The organism is Streptomyces solicamelliae, assembly GCF_045348655.1.
Lineage (GTDB): Bacteria > Actinomycetota > Actinomycetes > Streptomycetales > Streptomycetaceae > Streptomyces > Streptomyces solicamelliae.
In genome coordinates this window covers 4,436,693-4,460,702 of sequence record NZ_CP160404.1, presented here as the reverse complement: position 1 = coordinate 4,460,702, position 24,010 = coordinate 4,436,693, and the positions used below count along the sequence as shown (strand labels likewise).

Sequence of the window (24,010 nt, the reverse complement as noted above, 5' to 3'; positions counted from 1 at the left end):
TGACATGAGATCACCAAGCGTCACGCACGTCACCCACACGCAGGCACGCGCGCCCGCCGGCCGGTGGCGTCACACCCCCGGCCACTCCGGCTTCCGCTTCTCGTTGAACGCCGCCACGCCCTCCGCGCGGTCCCCGGAGAACGCCACCGACCGCCACGCGGCGTCCTCGACGTCCAGACCGGCCCGCAGGTCCAGGCCGTGCCCCAGCCGCATCGCCCGCTTCGCGGCCCGCAGGCCCACCGGGGAGTTCGCCGCGATCCGGGTCGCCAGGTCCAGCGCCGCGGTCCGGGCGTCGTCCTCCAGCAGGTCCACCAGGCCCAGCTCGCGCGCCTCGGCGGCCTCCACCCGGCGCGCCGTGAAGACCAGCTCCGCCGCACGCGCCGCGCCCACCCGGCGCGGCAGCAGCTGCGTACCGCCGCCGCCCGGGATGACGCCCACCGAGACCTCCGGCAGACCGACCACGGCGGTCGCGTCCGCCACGATCACGTCGCAGGAGAGCGCCAGCTCGAAGCCGCCGCCCAGCGCGAAGCCGTGCACCGCGGCGATCGTCGGCATCGGCAGCTCCAGGACGCCGGTGTACGCGGCGCGGGCGGTCGGGCGCTGGCGCACCAGGTCGGCGTCCGTGAAGGAGTTCCGCTCCTTCAGGTCCGCGCCCACGCAGAACGCCTTCTCGTTCGACGAGCTGAGCACCGTCACCCGCACCGCCGCGTCCGCCGCGAGCGCCTCGCAGGCCGCCCCGATGGACCGGGCCATCTCGCTGGAGACCGCGTTCATCGCCTTGGGCCGGTCGAGGACGAGCTCGGCGACGAAGCCCCGCTCGTGGCGTCGTACGGCGACGAACTCCCCAAAACGCTGCTCGGACATGACGACAGACCTCCCGGTTAACGACTGTTCACCGGGGATCCTAGGTCGGGCGGCGCCCGAGCTGCCAGGGCTCGACGACACCGAGACCGCGAACCGGTCGCTGCCACATCGGCTGCAGACCGAAGCGGTACGCCGGCGGCTTCTCGCCCTCCTTCTCCGCGCGGGCCGCCTCCTCCGCCGCCTGCGTCTCCGACACCGGCGCCTCGCCGGTGCGGGTCAGCTCCTCGGCGAACGCGCCGTCCACGAGCACGGTGTCCTTCGGCGCTATCGAGGTCAGCCGGCTCGCCAGATTGACGGTCGTGCCGAACACGTCGCCCATCCGGGTCGTCACCGTGCCGAACGCGATCCCGACCCGCAGCGCGGGCATCGTCTCGTCGCCGGACAGCGTCTCGATCAGCCGCAGCGCGATCTCCGCGGCGGTGCCGGCGTCGTCGGCGCAGTACAGCACCTCGTCGCCGAGGGTCTTGATCAGGCGCCCGCCGTGCGCGGCGACCAGGTCGGCGCAGGTGGTCTCGAAGGACTCGACGAGCTCGCCGAGCTCCTCCTCCTCCAGGCGGCGGGTCAGCCGGGTGAAGCCCACGAGGTCGGCGAAGCCGACGGCGAGCCGACGGTCGACCATCTCCTCGTCGTCCGCGGCCTGCACCACGCGGCCGGTCGCGGCGGCGAGCTGCCGCCGCCACACGTACACCAGGAACTCCTCCAGCTCGGGCAGGAGCAGCTCGACCAGCGGGTACGTCACCTCGGTACGGGTCATCCCCGGCTCGGGCGGCTCGGTCAGGCCCTCCAGGAAGGAGTCGATCTGCCATTCGGCCAGCCGGGCGGTGGTCTGCCCGGTGGACCGGGCGACCTGCACCGCCATCGGCTCGCTCAGCAGCCCCGCCTCGACGAGACCGGCGAGCCGCCGCAGCGCGAGCACGTCCGCCTCGGTGAGCGCCTTGGCCTGGCCGATGTCGGCGAAGCCCATGGCCCGCCAGAAGCGCGAGGCGAGCTCCATGGAGACGCCGGCCGTGCGGGCCGCCTGGAAGGGCGTGTAGCGCCGGTCCGCGCCCAGGATGAGCTGCTCGAGACGGATCGCCAGGGGGTCGTCGGTCGGCTCGACCGTGTGGTCGACGACATGGTGGGGGGTGTGCGCGGCCCCGTCACCCGAGTTCGCGTCGTCGACGGTCACCGGCCGCCTCCTGCCCGTTCCCTGCCCACTTGCCCTGCCGATCTGTCGCCTGGATCGCGCTCCACGATACGACAGGTGTGTGCTGGCTCACGCCGCATCCCGTCGTGGAAACCCTCGCAGGTGGGTACACACAGGCCCCGGCGCCGCGACGGCGCGTGCGCCCGCGACCGCGACCCGGCGCCCCGCGCCTGCGCCGCACGCTCCCGGCGCGCGCTCCGCGCACCGCGGCGCACGGCCCGATGCACGCCCCGACACGGCTCGTCGCCGTCGTCCGTACGGCCCGGCGCCCTCGCCCGTACGGCGGCCAGGCGCCCGCGCCGGCACGACGGGCCCAGCCTCCCGGCACGCGCTCCCGCACGGCCCGTGCGGCGCACCGACACGGCCCGGCGGGCGCCCGCGCCCGTACGGCCGCCCGGCGCCCCTGCCCGCTCCCTACCCCTGCGCCCGTACGTGGACGATGTCGCCCGCGCCGACCGCCTCCGTGCCGCCGCCCTCCGTCTCCACGACGAGCCGGCCGTCCGCGTCCAGGCGGACCGCGTCGCCCTCCAGCATCCGCTCGCCGGGCAGCTCCGCGCGCACCCGGTGGCCGAGCGTCGCGCAGTCCGCCTCGTACGCGGCGCGCAGCCCGGACGCCTCCGGGTCGCCGTCCGCGGCCCGCCAGTCCCCGTACCACTGCTCCAGCGAGCGCAGCACGGACCGCAGCAGGGTGTCCCGGTCGGTGGAGACGGCGTTCGCCAGGAGCAGCGAGCCGGCCGCCGGCACCGGCAGCTCGTTCTCGCGCAGCGTCACGTTGATGCCGAGCCCGACGACGACCGCGTCCCGGCCGGCCCGTTCGGCGAGGATCCCGCCGGTCTTGCGCTCCTCGCCGCCGACCTTGACCAGCAGGTCGTTGGGCCACTTGAGGGCCAGGTCCGCGCCGGCCGCCTTCGACAGCCCCTTCGCCGCCGCCACGCCGGTCAGCAGCGGCAGCCAGCCCCAGCGCTCCACCGGCACCGTCGGCCGCAGCAGTACCGACACGAAGAGCCCGGAGCGCGCGGGCGCGACCCACGAGCGGTCGAGGCGGCCCCGGCCCGAGGTCTGCTCCTCGGCGACGAGCACCGCGCCCTCGGGCAGCTCGTCGGCCCGCGAGGCGAGATCGGAGTTGGTCGACCCTGTGGAGTCGACCACATCGAGCGAGCTCCACAGCCCGCCGTCGAGCACCAGGGCCCGCCGCAGCGCGGCCTCGTCGAGCGGCGGCCGCTCGAGATCCGACCAACGACCGGCGGCCGCACCGGCGGCCGCGTCACCTGAACCAATGGGAGGCGTCATGCAAGCCACCCTAGGTGTGGCAAACGCCGCACTGCCGAACCGTATCGCCGCCGATACGCTACGGGTCAGTAGGCCATCAGTAGCCCATTCGCAGTCAACGAACCCCCCGTGACCAGGCAGGGAGCCGCATCCCGATGTCCGAGCCGGCAGCGCCCAACGAGATCGACATTCACACGACCGCAGGAAAGATCGCGGATCTGCAGCGCCGTATTCACGAGGCCACGCATGCCGGGTCCGAGCGGGCGGTCGAGAAGCAGCACGCGAAGGGGAAGTTGACCGCGCGTGAGCGGATCGACCTGCTCCTGGACGAGGGATCCTTCGTCGAGCTGGACGAGCTGGCCCGGCACCGGTCCACCAACTTCGGCCTGGAGAAGAACAAGCCGTACGGCGACGGCGTGGTGACCGGTTACGGCACCGTCGACGGCCGTCCGGTCGCGGTGTTCTCGCAGGACTTCACCGTCTTCGGCGGCGCCCTCGGCGAGGTCTTCGGCCAGAAGATCATCAAGGTGATGGACTTCGCCCTGAAGACCGGCTGCCCGGTCGTCGGCATCAACGACTCCGGCGGCGCCCGCATCCAGGAGGGCGTCAGCGCCCTCGGCATGTACGGCGAGATCTTCCGCCGCAACACGCACGCGTCCGGCGTCATCCCGCAGATCTCGCTGATCGTCGGCCCCTGCGCCGGTGGCGCGGTGTACTCCCCCGCGATCACCGACTTCACGGTGATGGTCGACCAGACCAGCCACATGTTCATCACCGGCCCCGACGTCATCAAGACGGTGACGGGCGAGGACGTCGGCTTCGAGGAGCTCGGCGGCGCGCGCACGCACAACACCACCTCCGGTGTCGCGCACCACATGTCCGGCGACGAGAAGGACGCGATCGAGTACGTCAAGTCCCTGCTCTCGTACCTGCCTTCGAACAACCTCTCCGAGCCGCCCGCCTTCCCCGAGGTCGCCGAGACCGAGGCGAACGACGAGGACCGCGAGCTCGACACGCTGATCCCGGACTCGGCGAACCAGCCGTACGACATGCACGCGGTCATCGAGCACGTCGTCGACGACGGCGAATTCCTGGAGACCCAGGCGCTGTTCGCGCCGAACATCCTGACCGGCTTCGGCCGCGTCGAGGGCTTCCCGGTCGGCATCGTCGCCAACCAGCCGATGCAGTTCGCCGGTTGCCTCGACATCAACGCGAGCGAGAAGGCGGCGCGCTTCGTCCGCACCTGCGACGCGTTCAACGTCCCGGTCATCACCTTCGTCGACGTGCCGGGCTTCCTGCCGGGCGTGGACCAGGAGTACGGCGGCATCATCCGCCGCGGCGCGAAGCTGATCTACGCGTACGCCGAGGCCACCGTCCCGCTGATCACCGTCATCACCCGCAAGGCGTTCGGCGGCGCGTACGACGTCATGGGCTCCAAGCATCTCGGCGCGGACCTGAACCTGGCCTGGCCGACCGCGCAGATCGCCGTCATGGGCGCGCAGGGCGCGGTCAACATCCTGCACCGCCGCACGCTGGCGGAGGCCGAGGCGAACGGCGAGGACGTCGAGGCGGTCCGCACCCGTCTGATCCAGGAGTACGAGGACACGCTGCTCAACCCGTACGTGGCCGCCGAGCGCGGTTACATCGACGGGGTGATCCTGCCCTCGGACACCCGCCCGCAGATCGTCAAGGGCCTGCGTCAGCTGCGTACGAAGCGGGAATCCCTGCCCCCGAAGAAGCACGGCAACATCCCGCTCTAGGCACTCGGAGGGAGAGCCGCAATGATCAAGGTCGTACGAGGCAACCCGACCCCCGAGGAGCTGGCCGCCGCACTGGCGGTGGTCCAGGCCCGGGCCGCGGCGTCGGCGTCCGCCGCCGACGAGGGCGGCCCGCTCGTGCCCGAGGGCTGGTCGGACCCGTCCCGCATCGCCCGCAGCGCACGCCGCGCACCGGGCCCGCGGTCGTGGGCGCGGTCCTACTGGCCCGCGTGATGTGACTGCCGAACGCCGGGCCCCTCGCGTCTTCGCGCGAGGGGCCCGGCGTTCGCCGTACGTGGTCACGTCCGGCGCAGGAAGAACCCGGACAGGATCGCCCCGACGAGCACGATCCCGGCGTTGACGAGGACCGCGAGGCCGATCCCGGCGTGCAGGGTCGCGGAGGTGACGACCACCGCGCTCATGATCGGCGTGCCCATGGTGATGCCGATCTGCTGGGTCATGGTGGCGAGGCCGGTCGCCATGCCCTGCTCGGAGTCGGGCAGGCCGGAGGTGGCGGTGACCATGAAGCCGACGATGGCGAGCATGTTGCCGACGCCGCCGACGAAGGTGGCGGCCAGGAGCAGCCAGAGCCCGCTCCGGTCGTCGCCGAGGGCGACCAGGGAGACGGTGGCGACCGCCTGGAGCAGTCCGCCGGCGACCAGGGCGGCACGGGCCGAGAAGCGGCCGATGAACCGGGGCGCGTACACGCCGCCGAGGACGGTTCCGGCGCCGAGGACGCCGAAGGAGAGCCCGGCGGCCAGCGGGGAGAAGCCGAGGACGTCCTGAAGGTGCAGCGTCATCAGGAAGACCAGCGAGGTCTCGGTGACGAAGGCGACGAGCCCGGCGAGGTTGCCCCAGACGACGGTGCGGCGGGTGAGGATCCGTACCGGGACGAGGGGCGAGGCGGCCCGCTTCTCGACGAACCGGAAGGTGACCAGGAGCGCGGCGCCGGCGGCGAGGGAGATCAGCGCGGCCGGGGCGGTCCAGCCGTGCTCACCGGCGACGGTGAGGCCGTAGACGAGGGCGAGCAGGCCGCCGGTCACGGCGACGGCGCCGGGGACGTCGAGCCGGGGGCGCACGGCCGGGCGGCTCTCCTTGAGGACGGCGGGGGCGACGAGCAGGACGGCGAGCGCTACGGGGACGTTGACGAAGAACGCCCACCGCCAGGAGAGCAGGTCGGTGAGGACGCCGCCGAGGATCGCGCCGCCGGTGAACCCGGCGGACATCAGGGCCCCGTTGAGGCCCAGGGCCTTGTCCCGCAGGGGGCCCTCGGGGAAGGCGGAGGTGAGCAGCGAGAGCCCGGCGGGGGTGACGGCGGCGGTGGCGAGGCCCTGGGCGACCCGGGCGGCCATCAGCATCTCCGGGCCCGTGGCGAGGCCGCCGACGAGGGAGGAGAGGCCGAGCAGGGCCATGCCGCCGAGGAAGACGCGGCGGCGGCCGAGGATGTCGGCGACGCGGCCGAACAGGAGCGTGAAGCCGGCGGCGGCGAGGGCGAACGCGGTGGCGATCCACTGGAGGTTCGCCAGGGAGAAGCCGAGTCCCTCACCGATGACGGGCAGCGCGACGTTCAGGATCGAGAAGTCGACGGCCAGCATGAACTGGGCGAGGAGGAGGACGACCAGGACGAGCCGCATGCGCCCGTCCAGGCGGGTGGGGGCAGGTGCGGGCGCGGTGGCGGTGGCGGATGAGGTGGGGACGTCGAGAGCAACCATGAGCGAGCCCCTTAATGGGATGCCAGTTCCGTTAAGATGTCCGCGACGGTAGCAGAGTCGAGCGCGTTAATGGAACAGGAGACCCGTTTGAGTGAGAGCCAGCCGGCCGTGCCCGGCACCGTGCGCCCCGGCGGCCGTACCGCGAAGGTGCGCGCCGCCGTCCTGGAGGCGACCGAGGACGCGCTGGCGGCCACCGGCTTCCACGCGCTCAACATGGACCAGGTCGCGGCCGCGGCCGGGGTCGGCAAGACGACCGTCTACCGCCGCTGGGGATCGCCGGTCGGACTCGTCACCGACCTGCTGCGGAACATGGCGGAGCAGTCACTGCCGTCCGCCGACACCGGCACCCTGGAGGGCGATCTGCGGGCCAACGCCGCGCTGGTCCTGAAGACCCTCGTCGACCCCCGCATGGCGGCCGTGTTCCGCGCGGTGATCGCCGCGGCCGCCTGCGACGAGGAGTGCGCGGACGCGCTGTACGGCTTCTACCGGGCCCGCCTGACGGAGTGGGCCCCGGTGGTCGCCCGCGCGGTCGAGCGCGGCGAGCTGGGCCCGGACACCGACGCCCTGGAGGTCCTGCGCGCGGTCTCCGCGCCGCTGTACTACCGCTTCATGATCAGCCGCGAGCCGCTGGGCCCGGACGTCGCGGACCGCGCGGTGGACGCCGCCCTCGCCGCCGCCCGGGCGGACGCCTTCGCGGCCGGGCAGGCACGGAACTAGTCCTTCCGCACGGTGCGCCTGAGTACGTGTACTCAGGCGCACCGCCCTCCCCGCCCGCAGAATCGAAGGCATGCTCTGGTCCGACCCGAAGAACGAACCCCCGAAGGAAATGCGCGACATGCAGGCGATGCTGCGCCGCGCGGGGGTGCTGCTGGCCCTGGCGATGCTGGTGGCGATGTTCGCGGCGGGGATGCGCTGAGGCGTGGCGGGAGTGCGCCGACGCGTGGCGGGAGTGCGCTGACACGTGGCAGTGCGAGGTGCGGTGACTAGGCTTCTGCCATGACTGCAGATCGCCGCCGGCTCGTGCTCGCCTCCGCCTCCCCCGCCCGCCTCGGGCTGCTCAAGCAGGCCGGGCTCTCCCCCGAAGTCGTCGTCAGCGGCATCGACGAGGACAAGGTCACCGCACCGACGCCCGCCGAGCTCGCCCTCGCCCTGGCCGAGGCGAAGGCCGCGCACGTCGCCGCCCGCCCGGAGGTCACCGGGGCGCTGGTGATCGGCTGCGACTCGGTCCTGGAGCTCGACAAGCAGGCCCTGGGCAAGCCGCGCGACGCCGAGGAGGCCACGGCGCGCTGGAAGGACATGCGCGGCCGCGTCGGCATCCTGCAGACCGGCCACTGCGTGTACGACACGACCGCCAAGCGCTACGAGTCGGCCACCGCCTCCACCCTGGTCCGCTTCGGCGAGCCCACCGACGCCGAGATCGCCGCGTACGTCGCCTCCGGCGAACCCCTGCACGTGGCGGGCGCGTTCACCCTCGACGGCCGTTCGGCCCCCTTCATCGAGGGCATCGACGGCGACCCCGGCAACGTCATCGGCCTCTCCCTTCCCCTGCTCCGCACCCTGCTCGCCAAGCTGGGCGTCGGGATCACCGACCTGTGGACGTGACAGCACCGCACAATGGGGATTCCTGATCGGACTTCCGGGGGGTGGACGCGTGGCGCGCGTCGTCGTGGTGCACGGCATCGGGCAGGAGTTCCTGGGCCCTGAGCAACTGCGGAGCGCGGCCGTGCCCGCGCTGCGGGACGGGGTGCTCCTGGCAGGCCACGAGCCCCCGCCGCCGGAGGACGTCGACTGCGCCTTCTACGGCGACCTGTACACGGAGCCGGGCAGCCGGTCCGGCGACGTGCCCCCGTGGGACGAGTTCGACGTCGAGGAGGGCCTGGAGGCCGAACTCCTGGACGCCTGGTGGGCGGCGGCGGACCCGGAGCGGGGCGAGGAGGCCGGTACGCGCGGCCCGGCGGGGTACGCGGCGTCCCGGGCACTGCTGTCCGAGCGGGTCCGGTCCGCCCTGGACGCCCTCGCCGGGACGCGCTACTTCGGCAAGGTCTCGGACCGGCTGCTGGTCCTCGCGCTCAAGCAGGTCCGCCGCTACCTCACCGAGCCGGACCTGCGCGCCGCCGCGCAGGAGCGGGTCGCCGCCCGGATCGGCCCGGACACCCGGGTCGTCGTCGCCCACTCGCTGGGCTCGGTCGTCGCGTACGAGACCCTGTGCGCCCGCCCCGACCTGCCGGTCACCGACCTGGTGACGATCGGCTCCCCGCTGGGCCTGCGCCGTGTCGTCTTCGACCGCCTCGCGCCGCCGCCGGTGGACGGCCGTGCCGCCTGGGCGGGCTCGGTGGCCCGCTGGACCAACCTCGCCGACCACGGCGACGTCGTGGCCCTGCCGGCCCGGCTGGCCCCGCGCTTCGGCGACGCGGTCGCCGACGACCGCATCGACAACGGCACCCGCATGCACGACCTGTCCCGCTACCTGAGCGCCCCGAAGACGGGAGCGGCGGTCGCGCGGGGGCTGCGATGACGGAGGAGACGAAGGCGGGCCGCCGCTTCCTGATCACGATCGGCGTCTCGGCGTACCGGGACGGGAGCATCGCGGACCTGCCGGGCGTGCCGCACGACGTGCGTCGCGTACGGGAGTTACTCCTGCCCATGGGGTACGAGCACGTCCTCGCCGAGCTGGCCGAGGACCCGACGGCCGCGGAGATCGCCGAGGCCGTCGAGGAGTGGCGGCACGACGCCGACCCCGGCCCCGAGGACGTCGTGGTCGTCTACTTCGCCGGCCACGGCGTGAAACCGCCCGCCGACCGGCACTACCTCCTCGGCTCCACGGCCCGCAGCGGCCGGACCTCGGCCGCGCTCGCGGCGGAGGACCTGGCCCGCCCCCTGATGCACAGCGAACTCGGCCACCTGCTGGTCGTCCTCGACACCTGCTACGCCGGCGCCGGGGCCGGCGAGATCTCCGCCCTCGCCGCCGAGTTGGCCCGCACCCAGCGCGTGGCCGCCGGCCGCTGGGTCCTCGCCTCGGCGCGCGGCAAGGAACAGGCGAAGGAGAACGTCTTCGTCGACGCCCTCACCGAGGTCGTGACGCAGCCTCAGGCGGGCGGGCGCCAGGAGTACCTGGGTGTCCGGGAGATCACCGAGCGGGTCAACCGCTGCTTCACCGCCCGGAAGGTGACCCAGCACGTCAGCCACTCCACCGTCGACAGCGACGGCCACGCCCCGTTCTTCCGCAACCTCGCCCACATCCCCGGCCTGCCCGCCGACGACCTCGACGTCGAGACCCTGACCCGGCTGCGGAGTGGGACACGGGGGCACTTCGAGGCCCGGGCCCGCGGCCTGGAGCACCGTGGCGAACGCGGGGACTACTTCACCGGCCGCGAGGCGGCACTCGCCGCGCTGACCGGCTGGCTGGACGCCGAGCACCACGACCGCAAGGCCCGCGTCGTCACCGGCGACCCCGGATCCGGCAAGTCGGCCCTCCTCGGCCGGCTGCTTCTGCACTCCGAGGACCGCACGATCGTCCCCCTGCACGCCCGCCGCGCCACGCTCGAAGAGCTGGCCGCCGACCTGGCCGCCGCGCTGCGGCTGCCGGCCGGCACGGCGCACGAGGGGATCCTGGAGGCCCTCGGCGCGCGCGTCGACCCGGTCGCCGTCCTCGTCGACGCCCTCGACGAGGCCGGTACGGGCGGCGACTCCGTCGAGGCGGACCGGATCGCCCGTACGCTGCTGCGTCCGATGTCCACGATGCCCGCCGTCCGGCTCGTCATCGGCACTCGTCGGCCCCAACTGCAGCCGCTCGGCAAGGCGGTGGAGGTCATCGACCTGGACGATCCGCAGTACGTCACCGACGGGCAGGTGGCGGCCTACGCCGCCAAGCTGCTTCTCGACGCCCAGGACCCGCAGAGTCTCTCCCCGTACCGGGAGCGCCCCGAGGAGGCAGAGACGGTGGCCCGGGGCATCGCCGCCCGCGCGCGACGGTCCTTCCTCGTCGCGCGGATGACGGCCCGCGCGCTGGTCGAGGACCAGACCCCGCTCGACACCAGCCGCGTCGGCTGGGAGAAGGACCTGCCGAGCGACGCGCGCGAGGCGTTCGCGGCGTACCTCGACCGCTTCGGCGAGGACCGCGCCAAGGTCCGCCGGCTGCTGCGCCCGCTGGCGTACGCGCAGGGCGCGGGGCTGCCCTGGTCGACGGTGTGGGCCCCGCTGGCGGAGGCCCTGTCGGGGCACACCTGCCCCCAGGACGACCTGCGGTGGCTGCACGAACGGGCCGGCTCGTACGTGGTCGAGACGACCGACACGCAGGGCGGCTCGGCTTACCGGCTGTTCCACGAGACGATGGCCGACCACCTGCGCGACCCGGGCCAGGACGCCGCCAACCACCGCGCCGTCGCCGAGGCCCTGCTGGCCCTCGTACCCTCCCGCGACGGCGTCCGCGACTGGGCGGCGGCCCATCCGTACGCCCGCGAGCACCTGGCGACGCACGCGGCCGCGGGCGGCACACTGAGCGGACTCCTCGGCGACGTCGAATACCTGGTCCACGCGGGCCCCGCCCACCTGAACGCCGCCCTGCGCACGGCCCCAGACCCGGAGGCCCGACGGCTGGGCGCGATCTACCGGGCGTCGCTGGGCGCGCATCTCCCGGGCCCGACGGGGCAGCGTCGCGACATCCTCGCGGTCGACGCGGCCCGCTACGGCGACCGCGAACTGAGCGCCGCCTTCGCCGGGGGACGCGGCTGGCGGCTGCTGTGGGCGACGGGCGGGCTGGTGCATCCGGCGCTGCACAGTGCGCTGGAGGGCACCACGTCCGTCGACCGGCTCGCCTGCACGGTCCTCGACGGCCGGCCGCACGCCGTCGTCGGCGGCGAACTCGGCGGAGGCATGGAGCTCTGGGATCTGAGCAAGGGGGTCCGGCGTGCCGAACTGGCCGGGCACGACGAGGAAATGACGGGAGTGGCGTGCCTCACCGTCGAGGGCGTGCCGCACGCCGTCAGCGTCGGCAAGGACCGCGCCCTGCGCGTCTGGGACCTCGCCGCCGGAACAGAACTCTCGCACATCGCGAACGCCGTGCAGGGACCCGCCGTCGTGGCCTGCGCCCTGATCGAGGGGCGCCTGCACGCGGTCACCGGCTGCCACCTGGGTGTCCGGGTCTGGGACCTCTCCACCGGTGTCATGCGGGCGGAACTCGCCGATCGTACGAGGTCGGGAGAAGCGCTGGCCTGCACCACGATCGACGGAATGCCGCACGTCGTGGCCGCCCTGTCGGACGGGCCCGCCTGCGTGTGGAACCTCGTCACCAGCGACACGTACCGGGACCTCGGCCCCGCCACGTCCGACGCCCTCGCGGTGGCGTGCACCGAGATCGACGGACGCCCGCACGCCGTCACTGGGGACACGGAGGGCCTCGTGCACCTCTGGGACCTCACCACCGGAGCGCAGCGCGCGGCGATGCGCGGCCACAAGGACTGGGTACAGGCGGTCGACACCACCGAACTCGACGGCCGACCGCATGCCGTCACCACCGGCGACGACCGGACCGTCTGCGTCTGGGACCTCACGGACGGCTCCCTGCGCGCGCAGTTCACTGGCCTCCTGGACGAGGGTCGCGCGATCGGCTGCGCCGTCGTCGACGGCCGCTCCTGCGCCGTCACGGCCAATCTCCACTCCGTTCAGATCTGGGATCTCGTCCAGGTCTGGGATCTCCCGGACAGCACCCGCCACCCGGTCGTGCCGGGACACGACAGCGAGATCAACGGACTGGCCTGCACGACCCTGGACGGCCGCCCCCACGTCGTCAGCGCCGGCGACAGGGACCGGATCCGCGTCTGGGATCTGGCCACCGGCCGCCCCGGCCCGTCCCTGCCCAACGAGAACCGCTGGGAACAGGCCGTCGCCTGCGCACTCGTCGACGGACGCCCGCACGTCGTCACCGGGGACATGCACGGCTCGGCACACCTCTGGGACCTCACGACCCGCGCCCCGCGCACCCTCGTCACGGACGCCCGCTGGGTGGGCGCGGTCGCCTGCGCCACGATCGAGGGGCAGCCCCATGCTGTCGTCGGCAGCCACGACCGGACCGTCCGCGTCTTTGATCTGCGCGACGGCCGACAGCGCCTCGAACTCAAGGACCACCAGGGCGAAGTCCGCCACCTCGTGTGCATCGAACTCGACGGGGCGCCCCACGCAGTGACGAGCAGCGGCTCCGGTCCCCTGTGCCTCTGGAGTCTCACCGACGACTCGGCACGCCCGGAGGAAATCCGGCGCGCCACGGAGGTCGTCTCGATGGCGCCCACAGAGCTCCAGGGACGCCCCCGTCTCGTCACGGCCGACCGGACCGGCACCGTGCACCTGTGGGACCTCGCCACCCGTACGCGCGCCGCGCTCACCGAGGACGTCGGCCCGGTCAGTGCGGTGGCGTGCGCCACCCTCCACGGCCGCCCCCACGCCGTACTCGTCGTCGACGACCGGACGCTTCAGACCTGGGACCTGGAGGAGCGGCGGCTCGTGGACACCTTCGCCCTGCCCCTGGACGTCACAGCCCTCGCCGCCCACGGCTCCGACCTCGCCGTCGCCATGGAGAGCGAGGTCGTCGTCCTCACGCGGGCGTCGGTTCGCCGTCCGTCGTAGGGGCGGGCGGGGCGTCGGGGGTGTCCTCGCGCGCCGAAGGGCCGTACGCGACCAGGGTCAGGACGATCAGGCCGAGGACCACCATCATGAAGGCGAACGCGCCCCAGCCGACCAGGCCGACCGTGACCGCGCCGAGCAGGCCGTGGATGACCGCGCAGCCGATCAGGAGGGCGCGGCCCGCCCTGCCAGGGCGGCGGTCGCGGACGGCGGCCAGGAGGGCCACCGTGGCGCAGAGCGCCAGCAGGACGCCCGAGACGATGCCCAGGGCCCAGGTGCCCGTCACCATCGCGTCCGGGTCGAGGCCGTCCAGCGACATCGACTGTGCCTCGACGAAACGGGCCATCACGGCGTTGAGGACGACGATGCCGACCGCCTCCACCACCAGTACGAGCGCGGCCACGATCGCTATCGGTCTCCGGGCCACCCCGGCCACCCCCTGCATTCCACGAGAATCCGACTGTTACCAGCAGTACGAGCAACAGCACGGAGGCTACTGAGCGGTAAACCTCGGGACAAGGGTTCGTGCCGCCTCGGGGAACCGCAAAGAATCATTGGGCCATTCGTAGGGACTCCACAAAGAAACCTGATCGGCGACTGGTCGCCCGAACAGAGACCTGCGCCACACCCCGGAGCTACTGTGCCATGCAGGATCCGTGCGTACCGTGGTGCGACAAGGGATTTCACGACCCGAGCGAACCTCGAGTGACGCTCCGTGTGGGAAAGCTCACCATAGGGGACGGCTCGAAGCGCCGTGTCGGCTGTCCCTAAACTCAACATGTTTCGGGAAGTCATCGGCACGGTGCCCCGTCGAGCGCTCCGGCTCGGGTGGATCCGGCCGGGGGTCCGGGGGTGGTCCCCGGGAAATACAGCAAGGAGGGAGCCATCGTGCGCAAGGTGCTCATCGCCAACCGAGGCGAAATCGCTGTCCGCGTCGCCCGCGCCTGCCGGGACGCCGGGATCGCCAGCGTAGCCGTCTACGCCGATCCGGACCGGGACGCTCTGCACGTCCGCGCGGCCGACGAGGCGTTCGCCCTGGGCGGTGACACCCCGGCCACCAGTTACCTGGACATGGCCAAGGTGCTGCAGGCCGCGGCGGACTCCGGAGCGGACGCCGTCCACCCGGGTTACGGCTTCCTCTCGGAGAACGCCGAGTTCGCCCAGGCCGTCCTCGACGCCGGCCTGATCTGGATCGGCCCGCCGCCCCAGGCCATCCGCGACCTCGGTGACAAGGTCGCCGCCCGGCACATCGCGCAGCGCGCGGGCGCCCCGCTCGTCGCCGGCACGCCCGACCCGGTCTCCGGCGCCGACGAGGTCGTCGCCTTCGCCGAGGAGCACGGCCTGCCGATCGCGATCAAGGCCGCCTTCGGCGGCGGCGGCCGTGGCCTGAAGGTCGCCCGCACCCTCGAAGAGGTGCCGGAGCTCTACGACTCCGCCGTCCGCGAGGCCGTCGCCGCCTTCGGCCGCGGCGAGTGCTTCGTCGAGCGCTACCTGGACAAGCCGCGGCACGTCGAGACCCAGTGCCTGGCCGACTCCCACGGCAACGTCGTCGTCGTGTCGACCCGTGACTGCTCGCTGCAGCGCCGCCACCAGAAGCTCGTCGAGGAGGCCCCGGCGCCGTTCCTGTCGGAGGCTCAGAACGCCGAGCTGTACGCGGCGTCCAAGGCCATCCTGAAGGAGGCCGGCTACGTCGGCGCCGGCACCGTCGAGTTCCTGGTGGGCCTGGACGGAACGATCTCCTTCCTCGAGGTCAACACCCGTCTGCAGGTCGAGCACCCGGTGACCGAGGAGGTCACCGGCATCGACCTGGTCCGCGAGATGTTCCGCATCGCCGACGGCGAGGAGCTCGGCTACGGCGACCCGGAGATCCGCGGCCACTCCTTCGAGTTCCGCATCAACGGCGAGGACCCGGGCCGCAACTTCCTCCCGGCCCCCGGCACCGTCACCCTCTTCACCCCGCCGACCGGCCCCGGCGTCCGGCTGGACGCGGGCGTCGAGTCCGGCTCGGTCATCGGCCCGGCCTGGGACTCCCTGCTGGCCAAGCTGATCATCACCGGCGCGAGCCGTGAGCAGGCGCTGCAGCGCGCCGCCCGTGCGCTGGCCGAGTTCAAGGTCGAGGGCATGGCCACGGCCATCCCGTTCCACCAGGCCGTCGTGGTCGACCCGGCGTTCACCGCCGACCCGTTCCGCGTCCACACCCGGTGGATCGAGACCGAGTTCGTCAACGAGATCAAGCCGTTCGCCCCGGCCGGTGCCGACACGGACGAGGACGAGGCCGGCCGCGAGACCATCGTGGTCGAGGTCGGCGGCAAGCGCCTGGAGGTCTCCCTCCCGTCCTCGCTGGGCATGACCCTCGCCCGTACCGGCCTGGCCGCCGGCGCGAAGCCGAAGCGGCGCGCGGCGAAGAAGTCCGGCCCGACGGCTTCCGGCGACACCCTCGCCTCCCCGATGCAGGGCACCATCGTGAAGGTGGCCGTCGAGGAGGGCCAGGAGGTCAAGGAGGGCGACCTGATCGTCGTCCTGGAGGCCATGAAGATGGAGCAGCCGCTGAACGCGCACCGCTCCGGCACGATCAAGGGCCTGAGCGCCGAGGTCGGCGCCTCGGTCAGCTCGGGTGCGGCGATCTGCGAGATCAAGGACTGACCCGCACGACCGTACGTACGCTGGAAGGGCCCGCAGGCACATCGCCTGTGGGCCCTTCGCCCGTCCGGCGGGCTCGACCCCCGAGGAGTACCCGCATGCGCGCCGACGCGCGTCGCAATCACGACCGGCTGCTCGACGCCGCCCGCGCGGCCTTCGCCGAGCGCGGCGCGGACGCCTCCCTGGAGGACGTGGCGCGCCGGGCGGGTGTCGGCATCGGCACGCTCTACCGGCACTTCCCGAACCGGCCGGCGCTGCTCAACGCGGTGTTCCAGGACGCGCTGGCCGCGCTGCTGCGCCGCTCCGGCGAGCTGGCGGAGGCGGACGAGCCGTGCCGGGCGCTGGTGGACTGGCTGCGGGCCGTCGTCGCGCACGCGGGCACCTACCGAGGGCTGGCGCGGGCGCTCATGTCGGCCTCGCACGACGAGAGTTCGGCGCTGTCGCAGTGCAGCGCGCCGCTGCACGCGGCGGGCGAGCGGCTGCTCGTACGGGCGCAGGAGGCGGGCTCGGTCCGGCGCGACGTGTCGATCGGCGATCTGATGCAGCTGACGAACGCGATCGCGCTCGCGGCCGAACAGGACCCGCAGGACGTGGAGTTGGCCGACCGGCTGCTGGCGCTGACGCTGCGCGGCGTGCGGGCCTGAGGGCGACCCGCCCCGCCGGTGACGCTCCGTGAGCGTTACGGTGCGTTGGCGTGACGTTCCCTCAACGGCGACGGAGGTCGGCGACCCGGGCGCGGTCCTGCGGGACCTGGTCTTGGGCCAACGCGGCGGCCGCGCTGCGGAGTTGCCCGCCGTGGTGCCGGGCCGCGGCGGCGCCGGCGCGCTGGCCGGGCAGAGGCACGTCGCGGCGGGGCGGCCGGCCCGGCGGTACGGCGTCACTGCCGGAGGAGCCGGCGACCGTGATCTGCACGCCCTGGTCGGCGAGGGCCTGGAGCTCCGTGGCGGCGCGGTCGTCGTGCAGCGGGGGCTCGTCGGTGACGAGGCGGGTGATGACGTCCGTGGGCACCGTCTGGAACATGGTGTCGGTGCCGAGCTTGGTGTGGTCGGCGAGGACCACGACCTCGGCGGCGGCCTGCACCAGCGCCCGGTCCACGCTCGCGGAGAGCATGTTGGAGGTGGACAGGCCGCGCTCGGCGGTCAGACCACTGCCGGACAGGAAGGCCCGGGAGACCCGCAGCCCCTGGAGGGACTGCTCGGCCCCGCTGCCCACCAGCGCGTAGTTGGAGCCACGGAGCGTGCCGCCGGTCATGACGACCTCGACCCGGTTGGCGTGGGCGAGGGCCTGGGCGACGAGCAGCGAGTTGGTGACGACGGTGAGCCCCGGCACCCGGGCGAGCCGGCGGGCCAGCTCTTGCGTGGTGGTGCCGGCGCCGACGACGATGGCCTCGCCCTCTTCGACGAGACCGGCGGCGAGGTCGGCGATGGCCGTCTTCTCGGCGGTGGCGAGGTGGGACTTCTGCGGGAAGCCGGACTCGCGGGTGAATCCGCCGGGGAGTACCGCACCGCCGTGGCGGCGGTCGAGGAGTCCTTCTGCCTCCAGCGCCCGCACGTCACGCCGTACGGTCACTTCGGAGGTCTGGACGACGCGGGCGAGCTCACGGAGCGACACGGCCCCGTTGGCTCGCACCATTTCGAGGATCAATTGGCGACGTTCTGCAGCGAACACGAAACTGACAGTAACCTGCGCGGCCGATACTTTTCAGCACTATGCGCCGAAATACAGAAGATGCGCACAAGCGGGACCCCCAAGTGATATAGGAGGCCCCGCACTTGTACGCACTTGCCGGGGTTTGCGCTCCGGCACGAAGCGGATCCGCAGCCGATCCGGCGCTGACCCGGGTCACCGCCGAATCGGTTCCGCAGGTCAGCCCTCGCCCGCGAGCTTTCGGGTGTGGAGCTGACGGGCCACTTCCGCGATCGAGCCCGACAGGGAGGGGTACACGGTGAAAGCGTTTGCGATCTGTTCCACCGTCAGATTGTTGTCGACCGCGATCGAGATCGGATGGATCAGCTCGCTGGCGCGCGGGGCGACGACACAGCCGCCGACCACGATGCCGGTGCCGGGACGGCAGAAGATCTTGACGAAACCGTCGCGGATGCCCTGCATCTTGGCGCGCGGGTTCCTCAGCAGCGGGAGCTTGACGACCCGCGCCTCGATCTGGCCCGCGTCGACGTCCGCCTGGGTGTAGCCGACGGTGGCGATCTCCGGGTCGGTGAAGACGTTCGAGGAGACCGCCTTGAGGTTCAGCGGGGCCACCGCGTCGCCGAGGAAGTGGTACATCGCGATCCGGCCCTGCATGGCCGCGACCGACGCGAGGGCGAAGACGCCGGTGACGTCGCCCGCCGCGTACACGCCGGGGGCGGTGGTGCGGGAGACACGGTCGGTCCAGATGTGACCGGAGTCCTTGAGCTTGACCCCGGCCTCCTCCAGGCCCATTCCGGCCGAGTTCGGGATCGCGCCGACGGCCATCAGGCAGTGCGTGCCGGAGATGACCCGTCCGTCGGAGAGCGTGACCTCGACCCGGTCGCCGACCCATCCCTCCTTGCCCGCCTTCGGCGAGGAGGGTCCCTGTTCTGGCGTGATGCCGGGAATCCTCTTCACGGCCGTCGCGCGGGAGCGGGCCATGACGTTCATGCCGCGGCGGCGGAAGACGTCCTCGAGGACCGCGGCGGCGTCCGGGTCCTCGCCCGGGAGCACGCGGTCACGGGAGGAGACGAGGGTGACGCGGGAGCCGAGCGCCTGGTACGCGCCGGCGAACTCGGCGCCGGTGACGCCGGAACCGACCACGATGAGCTCCTCGGGGAGCTCCTTCAGGTCGTAGACCTGCGTCCAGTTGAGGATGCGCTCGCCGTCCGGCTTGGCGTCGGCCAGCTCGCGCGGGTGCCCGCCGGTGGCGATCAGCACGGCGTCGGCGGTCAGGGCCTCCTCGCTGCCGTCGGCGGCGGTGACGATCACCTGGCGCGAGCCGTCCACGGCCTGCCGGCCGGAGAGCCGGCCGCGGCCGCGCAGCACCCGGGCGCCGGCCCGGGTGACGGAGGCGGTGATGTCGTGCGACTGGGCGAGCGCCAGGCGCTTCACACGCCGGTTGACCTTGCCGAGGTCCACGCCGACGACGCGGGCCGCCTGCTCCACGTGCGGGGTGTCGTCCGCGACGATGATGCCGAGCTCCTCGTACGAGGAGTCGAAGGTGGTCATCACCTCGGCGGTCGCGATCAGGGTCTTCGAGGGGACGCAGTCGGTCAGGACGGACGCTCCGCCGAGGCCGTCGCAGTCGACGACGGTCACCTCCGCGCCGAGCTGGGCGGCCACCAGGGCCGCCTCGTATCCGCCGGGTCCGCCGCCGATGATCACGATCCGGGTCACTGGGATCTACGCCTCGCGCTCTCGTTCTGCCGGGGAGTGCCCCCGCTGGGCTGCAGTGCGTACGCCATTGTCCCGCACGGCTCAGGTGCGTACCCCATTGTCCCGCACCGGCGGGGCGGGCTCTCGGCGGGGGCGGGGTGAGGCTCTCGGCGGGGAGGGACGGGCGGCCGCCCCGAGGTCCGGCCCGGACCCCTGCCCCTCCCGTACCCTCGACCCCATGTCGCTCTACGCCGCGTACGCCGGCAACCTCGACGCGCGGCTCATGTCCCGCCGCGCCCCGCATTCCCCGCTGCGCAGCACGGGCTGGCTGAACGGCTGGCGGCTGACCTTCGGCGGCGAGCACATGGGCTGGGAGGGCGCGCTGGCCACGATCGTGGAGGCGCCGCGGCAGCAGGTGTTCGTCGCGCTGTACGACCTCGCCCCGATGGACGAGGAGGCGATGGACCGCTGGGAGGGCGTCGGCCTCGACATCTACCGGCGGATGCGGGTGCGGATCCACACACTGGACGGCGAGGAGTCGTCCTGGGTGTACGTGCTGAACTCGTACGAGGGCGGGCTGCCGTCGGCCCGTTACCTGGGCGAGGTCGCGGACGCGGCGGAGTCGGCGGGGGCGCCGCACGACTACGTGATGGAGCTGCGCAAGCGGCCCTGCTGAGGGGACCCGGCCCGCGAGGGCCGAAGCGGAACATTCCGTTCGTGGGAAACGACAAGACAACGATCGCGTCTGTGTCCGCATCGTCATCTACGCGCGTAGGCAAACTCCGGCTACGCTTCTTCGGGTACGAATCCGTCCGGGGCGCCCCTCGGACTTCCCTCCCCGAGGCGAGAGACTCAGTGAACGCTACTGCCACCCCGTACGAGGCCGCCGAGGCCGCAGCCGCGCGACTTCGTGAGCTGACCGGAGTCGAGAACCACGACGTCGCACTGGTGATGGGCTCCGGCTGGGCCCCGGCGGTCGACGCGCTCGGCGCGCCCGAGGCCGAGTTCCCGGTCACCGAGCTGCCGGGCTTCCCGCCGCCGGCCGTGGAGGGTCACGGCGGCAAGATCCGCTCGTACAAGATCGGCGAGAAGCGCACCCTGGTGTTCCTCGGCCGCACGCACTTCTACGAGGGCCGGGGTGTCGCGGCGGTGGCGCACGGCGTGCGCACGGCGGTGGCGGCGGGCTGCAAGACGATCGTCCTCACGAACGGCTGCGGCGGTCTGCGCGAGGGCATGCGCCCGGGGCAGCCGGTCCTGATCAGCGACCACATCAACCTGACGGCGGCGTCGCCGATCGTCGGCGCGAACTTCGTGGACCTCACGGACCTGTACTCGCCGCGGCTGCGGGAGCTGTGCAAGGAGGTGGACGAGACGCTGGAGGAGGGTGTCTACGTCCAGTTCCCCGGCCCGCACTACGAGACCCCGGCCGAGATCAACATGGTCCGCGTGATGGGCGGCGACCTGGTCGGCATGTCCACGGTCCTGGAGGCCATCGCGGCGCGCGAGGCCGGCGCGGAGGTCCTCGGCATCTCCCTGGTCACCAACCTCGCGGCGGGCCTCTCCGGCGAGCCCCTCAACCACGAGGAGGTCCTCCAGGCCGGCCGCGACTCGGCCGCCCGGATGGGCGAACTGCTGACGCGGGTCCTGGACCGCATCTGACGGAACGGGGGGCGCGGGGCGGCCGGGACGGTGGGCGCCGGTGCGGGTGCGGGTGGGGCCGCTGCGCGGGGCTGATCCCCCACCCCGCCCCTTCCCGAAACCGGGGCTCCGCCCCGGACCCCGGGGACGCCGCCGGCCTCCGGCCGGGCCGGGCGGGTCGACCGACCCGGAGGCCCGGCGAAGGCACGAGCCGGACGGGCCGGCCGCACGCCGGACCCCGGCAGGGACCCGGGGCAGGGCGCCGGTCGGGCGCACCCGGTCGGCCGATGGCCGCTCCCCCCGGCCCCGGAACCGGCACCGGCGGCACCGGCAGAACCCCGGGTCCGGGCGGAGCCCCGTTCTCCGGCACTCGGCCGGCCGCCTCGCCGCGAATCCGCGCCCCCGGGGGCTGGGGCGGAGCCCCGGTTTCGGGAAGGGGCGGGGTGGGGAACAGCTCCGCGCAGCGGCCGCCCCCGCACCCGACCCGCCGCATCACGCACCGCACAACCCCGCCCCGCACCGCGACCCCCGCCGCGCCACTCACCCACCCGCACCCCGAAAGGCATCACCGTGACGACGCAGGACGACCTCATCGCGCAGGCGCAGGCCTGGCTCGCCGAGGATCCCGACAGCGAGACCCGTGCGGAGCTCGCCGCGCTCATCGAGGGCGGCGAGCGGGACGAGCTCGCGGCCCGCTTCGCCGGCACGCTGCAGTTCGGCACCGCCGGACTCCGCGGTGAGATCGGCGCCGGGCCCATGCGGATGAACCGTTCCGTCGTCATCCGCGCCGCCGCGGGCCTCGCCGCGTACCTCAAGGCGAAGGGGCAGGACGGCGGCCTCGTGGTCATCGGCTACGACGCCCGCTACAAGTCCGCCGACTTCGCCCGCGACACCGCCGCCGTGATGACCGGCGCCGGCCTGCGCGCCGCGCTGCTCCCCCGCCCGCTGCCGACGCCCGTCCTCGCGTTCGCCATAAGGCACCTCGGCGCGGTCGCCGGCGTCGAGGTGACGGCCAGCCACAACCCGCCCCGCGACAACGGCTACAAGGTCTACCTCGGCGACGGCTCCCAGATCGTCCCGCCCGCCGACGCCGAGATCGCCGCCGAGATCGCCGCGATCCGCGCGCTCGCGGACGTCCCCCGCCCGACCGACCGCTGGGAGACCCTGGGCGACGAGGTCCTGGACGCGTACCTGGCGCGTACCGACGCCGTCCTGTCCCCCGGCTCCCCCCGCACCGCGAACGTCGTCTACACGGCCATGCACGGCGTCGGCAAGGACGTCGTGCTCGCCGCCTTCGCGCGGGCCGGCTTCCCCGCCCCGGTCCTCGTCGCCGAGCAGGCCGAGCCCGACCCGGCGTTCCCCACCGTCGCGTTCCCCAACCCGGAGGAGCCGGGAGCGATGGACCTGGCGTTCGCGAAGGCCCGCGAGGTCCGGCCGGACGTCGTGATCGCTAACGACCCGGACGCCGACCGCTGCGCGGTCGCCGTCCCGGACGACGGCGACTGGCGGATGCTGCGCGGCGACGAGGTCGGCGCCCTGCTCGCGGCGCACCTCGTCCACAAGGGCGCCACGGGCGTCTTCGCCGAGTCGATCGTCTCGTCCTCCCTCCTCGGCCGGATCGCGAAGGCCGCCCGCCTCGGGTACGAGGAGACCCTCACCGGCTTCAAGTGGATCGCCCGCGTCGACGGCCTCCGCTACGGCTACGAGGAGGCCCTCGGCTACTGCGTCGACCCGGAGGGCGTCCGTGACAAGGACGGCATCACCGCCGCGCTCCTGGTCACCGAGCTGGTCTCCGAGCTCAAGGCCCAGGGCCGTACGCTCCAGGACCTCCTCGACGACCTCGCCGTCGAGCACGGCCTGCACGCCACCGACCAGCTGTCGGTGCGGGTCGAGGACCTGACCGTCATCGCGAACGCCATGACGGCGCTGCGCGACAACCCGCCGCAGCAGCTCGCCGGGCTGACCGTCGTCTCCGCCGAGGACCTCACCAAGGGCTCGGAGGCGCTGCCGCCCACCGACGGCCTGCGGTACTACCTGGAGGGCGCGTACGACGCCCGCGTCATCGTCCGGCCCAGCGGCACGGAGCCCAAGCTGAAGTGCTACCTGGAGGTCGTGATCCCGGTGGCCGGCGCCGACGAGCTCGCCGCCGCGCGCGCGAAGGGCGCCGACGTGCTCGGCGCGATCAAGAAGGACCTGGCCGCGGCCGCCGGCATCTGACCCGGTGCACACGACGGCCGCGGGCCCGTACGGAGACGTCTCCGTACGGGCCCGCGGCCGTCGGTTCGAAGCGCCGGTCGGCCCGTGGCCGTCGTGACCGAGGCGCCGGTCAGCCCGTGGCCAGCAGGACGATCGTCAGCACCAGGCCCGCCAGCGACGGCGCGAGCAGCTCGTACGCCCAGCGGACGGCGATCTCGCCCTGCGCGCCGGGCAGTCCCGCGCAGCGCTCGGCCTGCTCGCGCAGGTCGGCGACGGTCTGGTCGGCGGGGGCGAATCGGGCCTTGTCGTCGACCGCGGCCGTCGCGGACGTCTGGCCGTGCGGGTCCTCCGCGGCGCTGCGGGCCGCCTGGCGCGCCACCTTCTTGCGCTGGCGCAGCGAGACGGGGATCGCCCAGAGCTGGTACTTCTTCCCGTCCTGCGTGAACACCTCGCTGGAGTAGCCCGCGCGCACGTCCGCGACCTGCGACCAGGGCAGCACGATCGTGCGGAACGGGTTGCGGATCCGCAGCCGGTCGTCGTTGGCGAAGACCGCCGGGCGGAAGGTGAACGCGACCACCAGCGGCACGAGGAGCAGCAGGGCCGCCAGGGCCAGCCAGGGGGTGCGGCCCTCGCCGCTCACCAGCGCGTCGCCGCCGATGAAGGCGCCGAGCGCGATCAGGAGCGCGCCGCCGGCCATGCCCATGGTCGAGCGGAACACCCGGTCGGCGTGGGCGGGCTCGGCGGGCTGCTGCGGGGGCGGGGTCGTCATGCTGCCGATTCTGCCTCAC

The 24,010-nt window shown here is 73.3% G+C and carries 20 protein-coding genes; 12 read left to right on the top strand and 8 right to left on the bottom strand.

What is annotated here, in order from left to right:
* Positions 1 to 69: 69 nt before the first annotated feature.
* The 3 genes from ABZO31_RS20890 to ABZO31_RS20880 form a co-directional block, all read right to left on the bottom strand.
* Complete coding sequence (locus ABZO31_RS20890) at positions 70 to 864, bottom strand: enoyl-CoA hydratase/isomerase family protein (RefSeq protein WP_406862751.1); 795 nt, start codon at positions 862 to 864, stop codon at positions 70 to 72.
* 40 nt (positions 865 to 904) lie between these two features.
* Positions 905 to 2,032: an adenylate/guanylate cyclase domain-containing protein gene (locus ABZO31_RS20885; protein ID WP_406862750.1), complete on the bottom strand. Its 1,128-nt coding sequence runs from the start codon at positions 2,030 to 2,032 to the stop codon at positions 905 to 907.
* Positions 2,033 to 2,464: 432 nt separating this feature from the next.
* Positions 2,465 to 3,340 carry a biotin--[acetyl-CoA-carboxylase] ligase gene (locus ABZO31_RS20880; protein ID WP_406862749.1) on the bottom strand — a complete coding sequence of 292 codons (876 nt, stop codon included), beginning with the start codon at positions 3,338 to 3,340 and terminating at the stop codon, positions 2,465 to 2,467.
* 134 nt (positions 3,341 to 3,474) lie between these two features.
* Between ABZO31_RS20880 and ABZO31_RS20875 the strand changes: the two genes are divergently transcribed.
* Both ABZO31_RS20875 and ABZO31_RS20870 read left to right on the top strand, forming a co-directional pair.
* Positions 3,475 to 5,079 carry an acyl-CoA carboxylase subunit beta gene (locus tag ABZO31_RS20875; RefSeq protein ID WP_406862748.1) on the top strand — a complete coding sequence of 535 codons (1,605 nt, stop codon included), beginning with the start codon at positions 3,475 to 3,477 and terminating at the stop codon, positions 5,077 to 5,079.
* A 21-nt stretch (positions 5,080 to 5,100) separates the two neighbouring features.
* Positions 5,101 to 5,310 (top strand): acyl-CoA carboxylase epsilon subunit, encoded by a 210-nt coding sequence (locus ABZO31_RS20870; RefSeq protein ID WP_406862747.1) that lies wholly within the window; start codon positions 5,101 to 5,103, stop codon positions 5,308 to 5,310.
* Positions 5,311 to 5,375: 65 nt separating this feature from the next.
* On the opposite strand, the gene ABZO31_RS20865 is transcribed toward ABZO31_RS20870, so the two are convergent.
* Positions 5,376 to 6,788 (bottom strand): MFS transporter, encoded by a 1,413-nt coding sequence (locus ABZO31_RS20865; protein ID WP_406862746.1) that lies wholly within the window; start codon positions 6,786 to 6,788, stop codon positions 5,376 to 5,378.
* 69 nt (positions 6,789 to 6,857) lie between these two features.
* On the opposite strand from ABZO31_RS20865, the gene ABZO31_RS20860 reads away from it, so the two are divergent.
* The 5 genes from ABZO31_RS20860 (at position 6,858) to ABZO31_RS20840 (ending at position 13,406) form a co-directional block, all read left to right on the top strand.
* Complete coding sequence (locus tag ABZO31_RS20860; protein ID WP_406862745.1) at positions 6,858 to 7,505, top strand: TetR/AcrR family transcriptional regulator; 648 nt, start codon at positions 6,858 to 6,860, stop codon at positions 7,503 to 7,505.
* A gap of 70 nt (positions 7,506 to 7,575) precedes the next feature.
* Complete coding sequence (mmpB, locus tag ABZO31_RS20855; protein WP_406862744.1) at positions 7,576 to 7,704, top strand: morphogenic membrane protein MmpB; 129 nt, start codon at positions 7,576 to 7,578, stop codon at positions 7,702 to 7,704.
* An 80-nt stretch (positions 7,705 to 7,784) separates the two neighbouring features.
* The gene (locus ABZO31_RS20850; protein WP_406862743.1) at positions 7,785 to 8,390 is read left to right on the top strand and encodes a nucleoside triphosphate pyrophosphatase; all 606 of its coding nucleotides are present in this window, start codon (positions 7,785 to 7,787) and stop codon (positions 8,388 to 8,390) included.
* Between the two features lie 49 nt (positions 8,391 to 8,439).
* The gene (locus ABZO31_RS20845; protein ID WP_406862742.1) at positions 8,440 to 9,303 is read left to right on the top strand and encodes an antibiotic ABC transporter ATP-binding protein; all 864 of its coding nucleotides are present in this window, start codon (positions 8,440 to 8,442) and stop codon (positions 9,301 to 9,303) included.
* Positions 9,300 to 13,406, top strand: a complete 4,107-nt coding sequence (locus ABZO31_RS20840) for a caspase family protein (RefSeq protein WP_406862741.1) — start codon at positions 9,300 to 9,302, stop codon at positions 13,404 to 13,406. Before ABZO31_RS20845 ends, ABZO31_RS20840 begins: the two co-directional genes overlap by 4 nt.
* Here the strand turns inward: ABZO31_RS20840 and ABZO31_RS20835 are convergent.
* Complete coding sequence (locus ABZO31_RS20835) at positions 13,375 to 13,848, bottom strand: hypothetical protein (RefSeq protein ID WP_406862740.1); 474 nt, start codon at positions 13,846 to 13,848, stop codon at positions 13,375 to 13,377. The two genes, ABZO31_RS20840 and ABZO31_RS20835, sit on opposite strands and share 32 nt — an antisense overlap.
* Positions 13,849 to 14,291: 443 nt before the next feature.
* Here ABZO31_RS20835 and ABZO31_RS20830 point away from each other — a divergent pair, with 443 nt between their 5' ends.
* Positions 14,292 to 16,046 carry an acetyl/propionyl/methylcrotonyl-CoA carboxylase subunit alpha gene (locus ABZO31_RS20830; protein ID WP_406862739.1) on the top strand — a complete coding sequence of 585 codons (1,755 nt, stop codon included), beginning with the start codon at positions 14,292 to 14,294 and terminating at the stop codon, positions 16,044 to 16,046.
* A gap of 95 nt (positions 16,047 to 16,141) precedes the next feature.
* Entirely contained in the window at positions 16,142 to 16,687 is a 546-nt protein-coding gene (locus ABZO31_RS20825; protein ID WP_406862738.1) for a TetR/AcrR family transcriptional regulator, read from the top strand.
* A gap of 61 nt (positions 16,688 to 16,748) precedes the next feature.
* Here the strand turns inward: ABZO31_RS20825 and ABZO31_RS20820 are convergent, their stop codons facing one another.
* A complete protein-coding gene (locus ABZO31_RS20820; RefSeq protein WP_406862737.1) occupies positions 16,749 to 17,675 on the bottom strand; it encodes a DeoR/GlpR family DNA-binding transcription regulator in 927 nt (308 codons plus the stop codon).
* Between the two features lie 234 nt (positions 17,676 to 17,909).
* Positions 17,910 to 19,409 carry an NAD(P)H-quinone dehydrogenase gene (locus tag ABZO31_RS20815; RefSeq protein ID WP_406862736.1) on the bottom strand — a complete coding sequence of 500 codons (1,500 nt, stop codon included), beginning with the start codon at positions 19,407 to 19,409 and terminating at the stop codon, positions 17,910 to 17,912.
* A gap of 217 nt (positions 19,410 to 19,626) precedes the next feature.
* Between ABZO31_RS20815 and ABZO31_RS20810 the strand changes: the two genes are divergently transcribed.
* From ABZO31_RS20810 to ABZO31_RS20800, 3 genes are all read left to right on the top strand, one after another.
* Positions 19,627 to 20,064, top strand: a complete 438-nt coding sequence (locus ABZO31_RS20810; RefSeq protein ID WP_406862735.1) for a gamma-glutamylcyclotransferase — start codon at positions 19,627 to 19,629, stop codon at positions 20,062 to 20,064.
* Between the two features lie 179 nt (positions 20,065 to 20,243).
* Positions 20,244 to 21,047: a purine-nucleoside phosphorylase gene (locus ABZO31_RS20805; protein ID WP_406862734.1), complete on the top strand. Its 804-nt coding sequence runs from the start codon at positions 20,244 to 20,246 to the stop codon at positions 21,045 to 21,047.
* A gap of 549 nt (positions 21,048 to 21,596) precedes the next feature.
* The gene (locus ABZO31_RS20800; protein ID WP_406862733.1) at positions 21,597 to 23,243 is read left to right on the top strand and encodes a phospho-sugar mutase; all 1,647 of its coding nucleotides are present in this window, start codon (positions 21,597 to 21,599) and stop codon (positions 23,241 to 23,243) included.
* Between the two features lie 109 nt (positions 23,244 to 23,352).
* On the opposite strand, the gene ABZO31_RS20795 is transcribed toward ABZO31_RS20800, so the two are convergent.
* Positions 23,353 to 23,991, bottom strand: a complete 639-nt coding sequence (locus ABZO31_RS20795) for a PH domain-containing protein (protein WP_406862732.1) — start codon at positions 23,989 to 23,991, stop codon at positions 23,353 to 23,355.
* Positions 23,992 to 24,010: the final 19 nt, after the last annotated feature.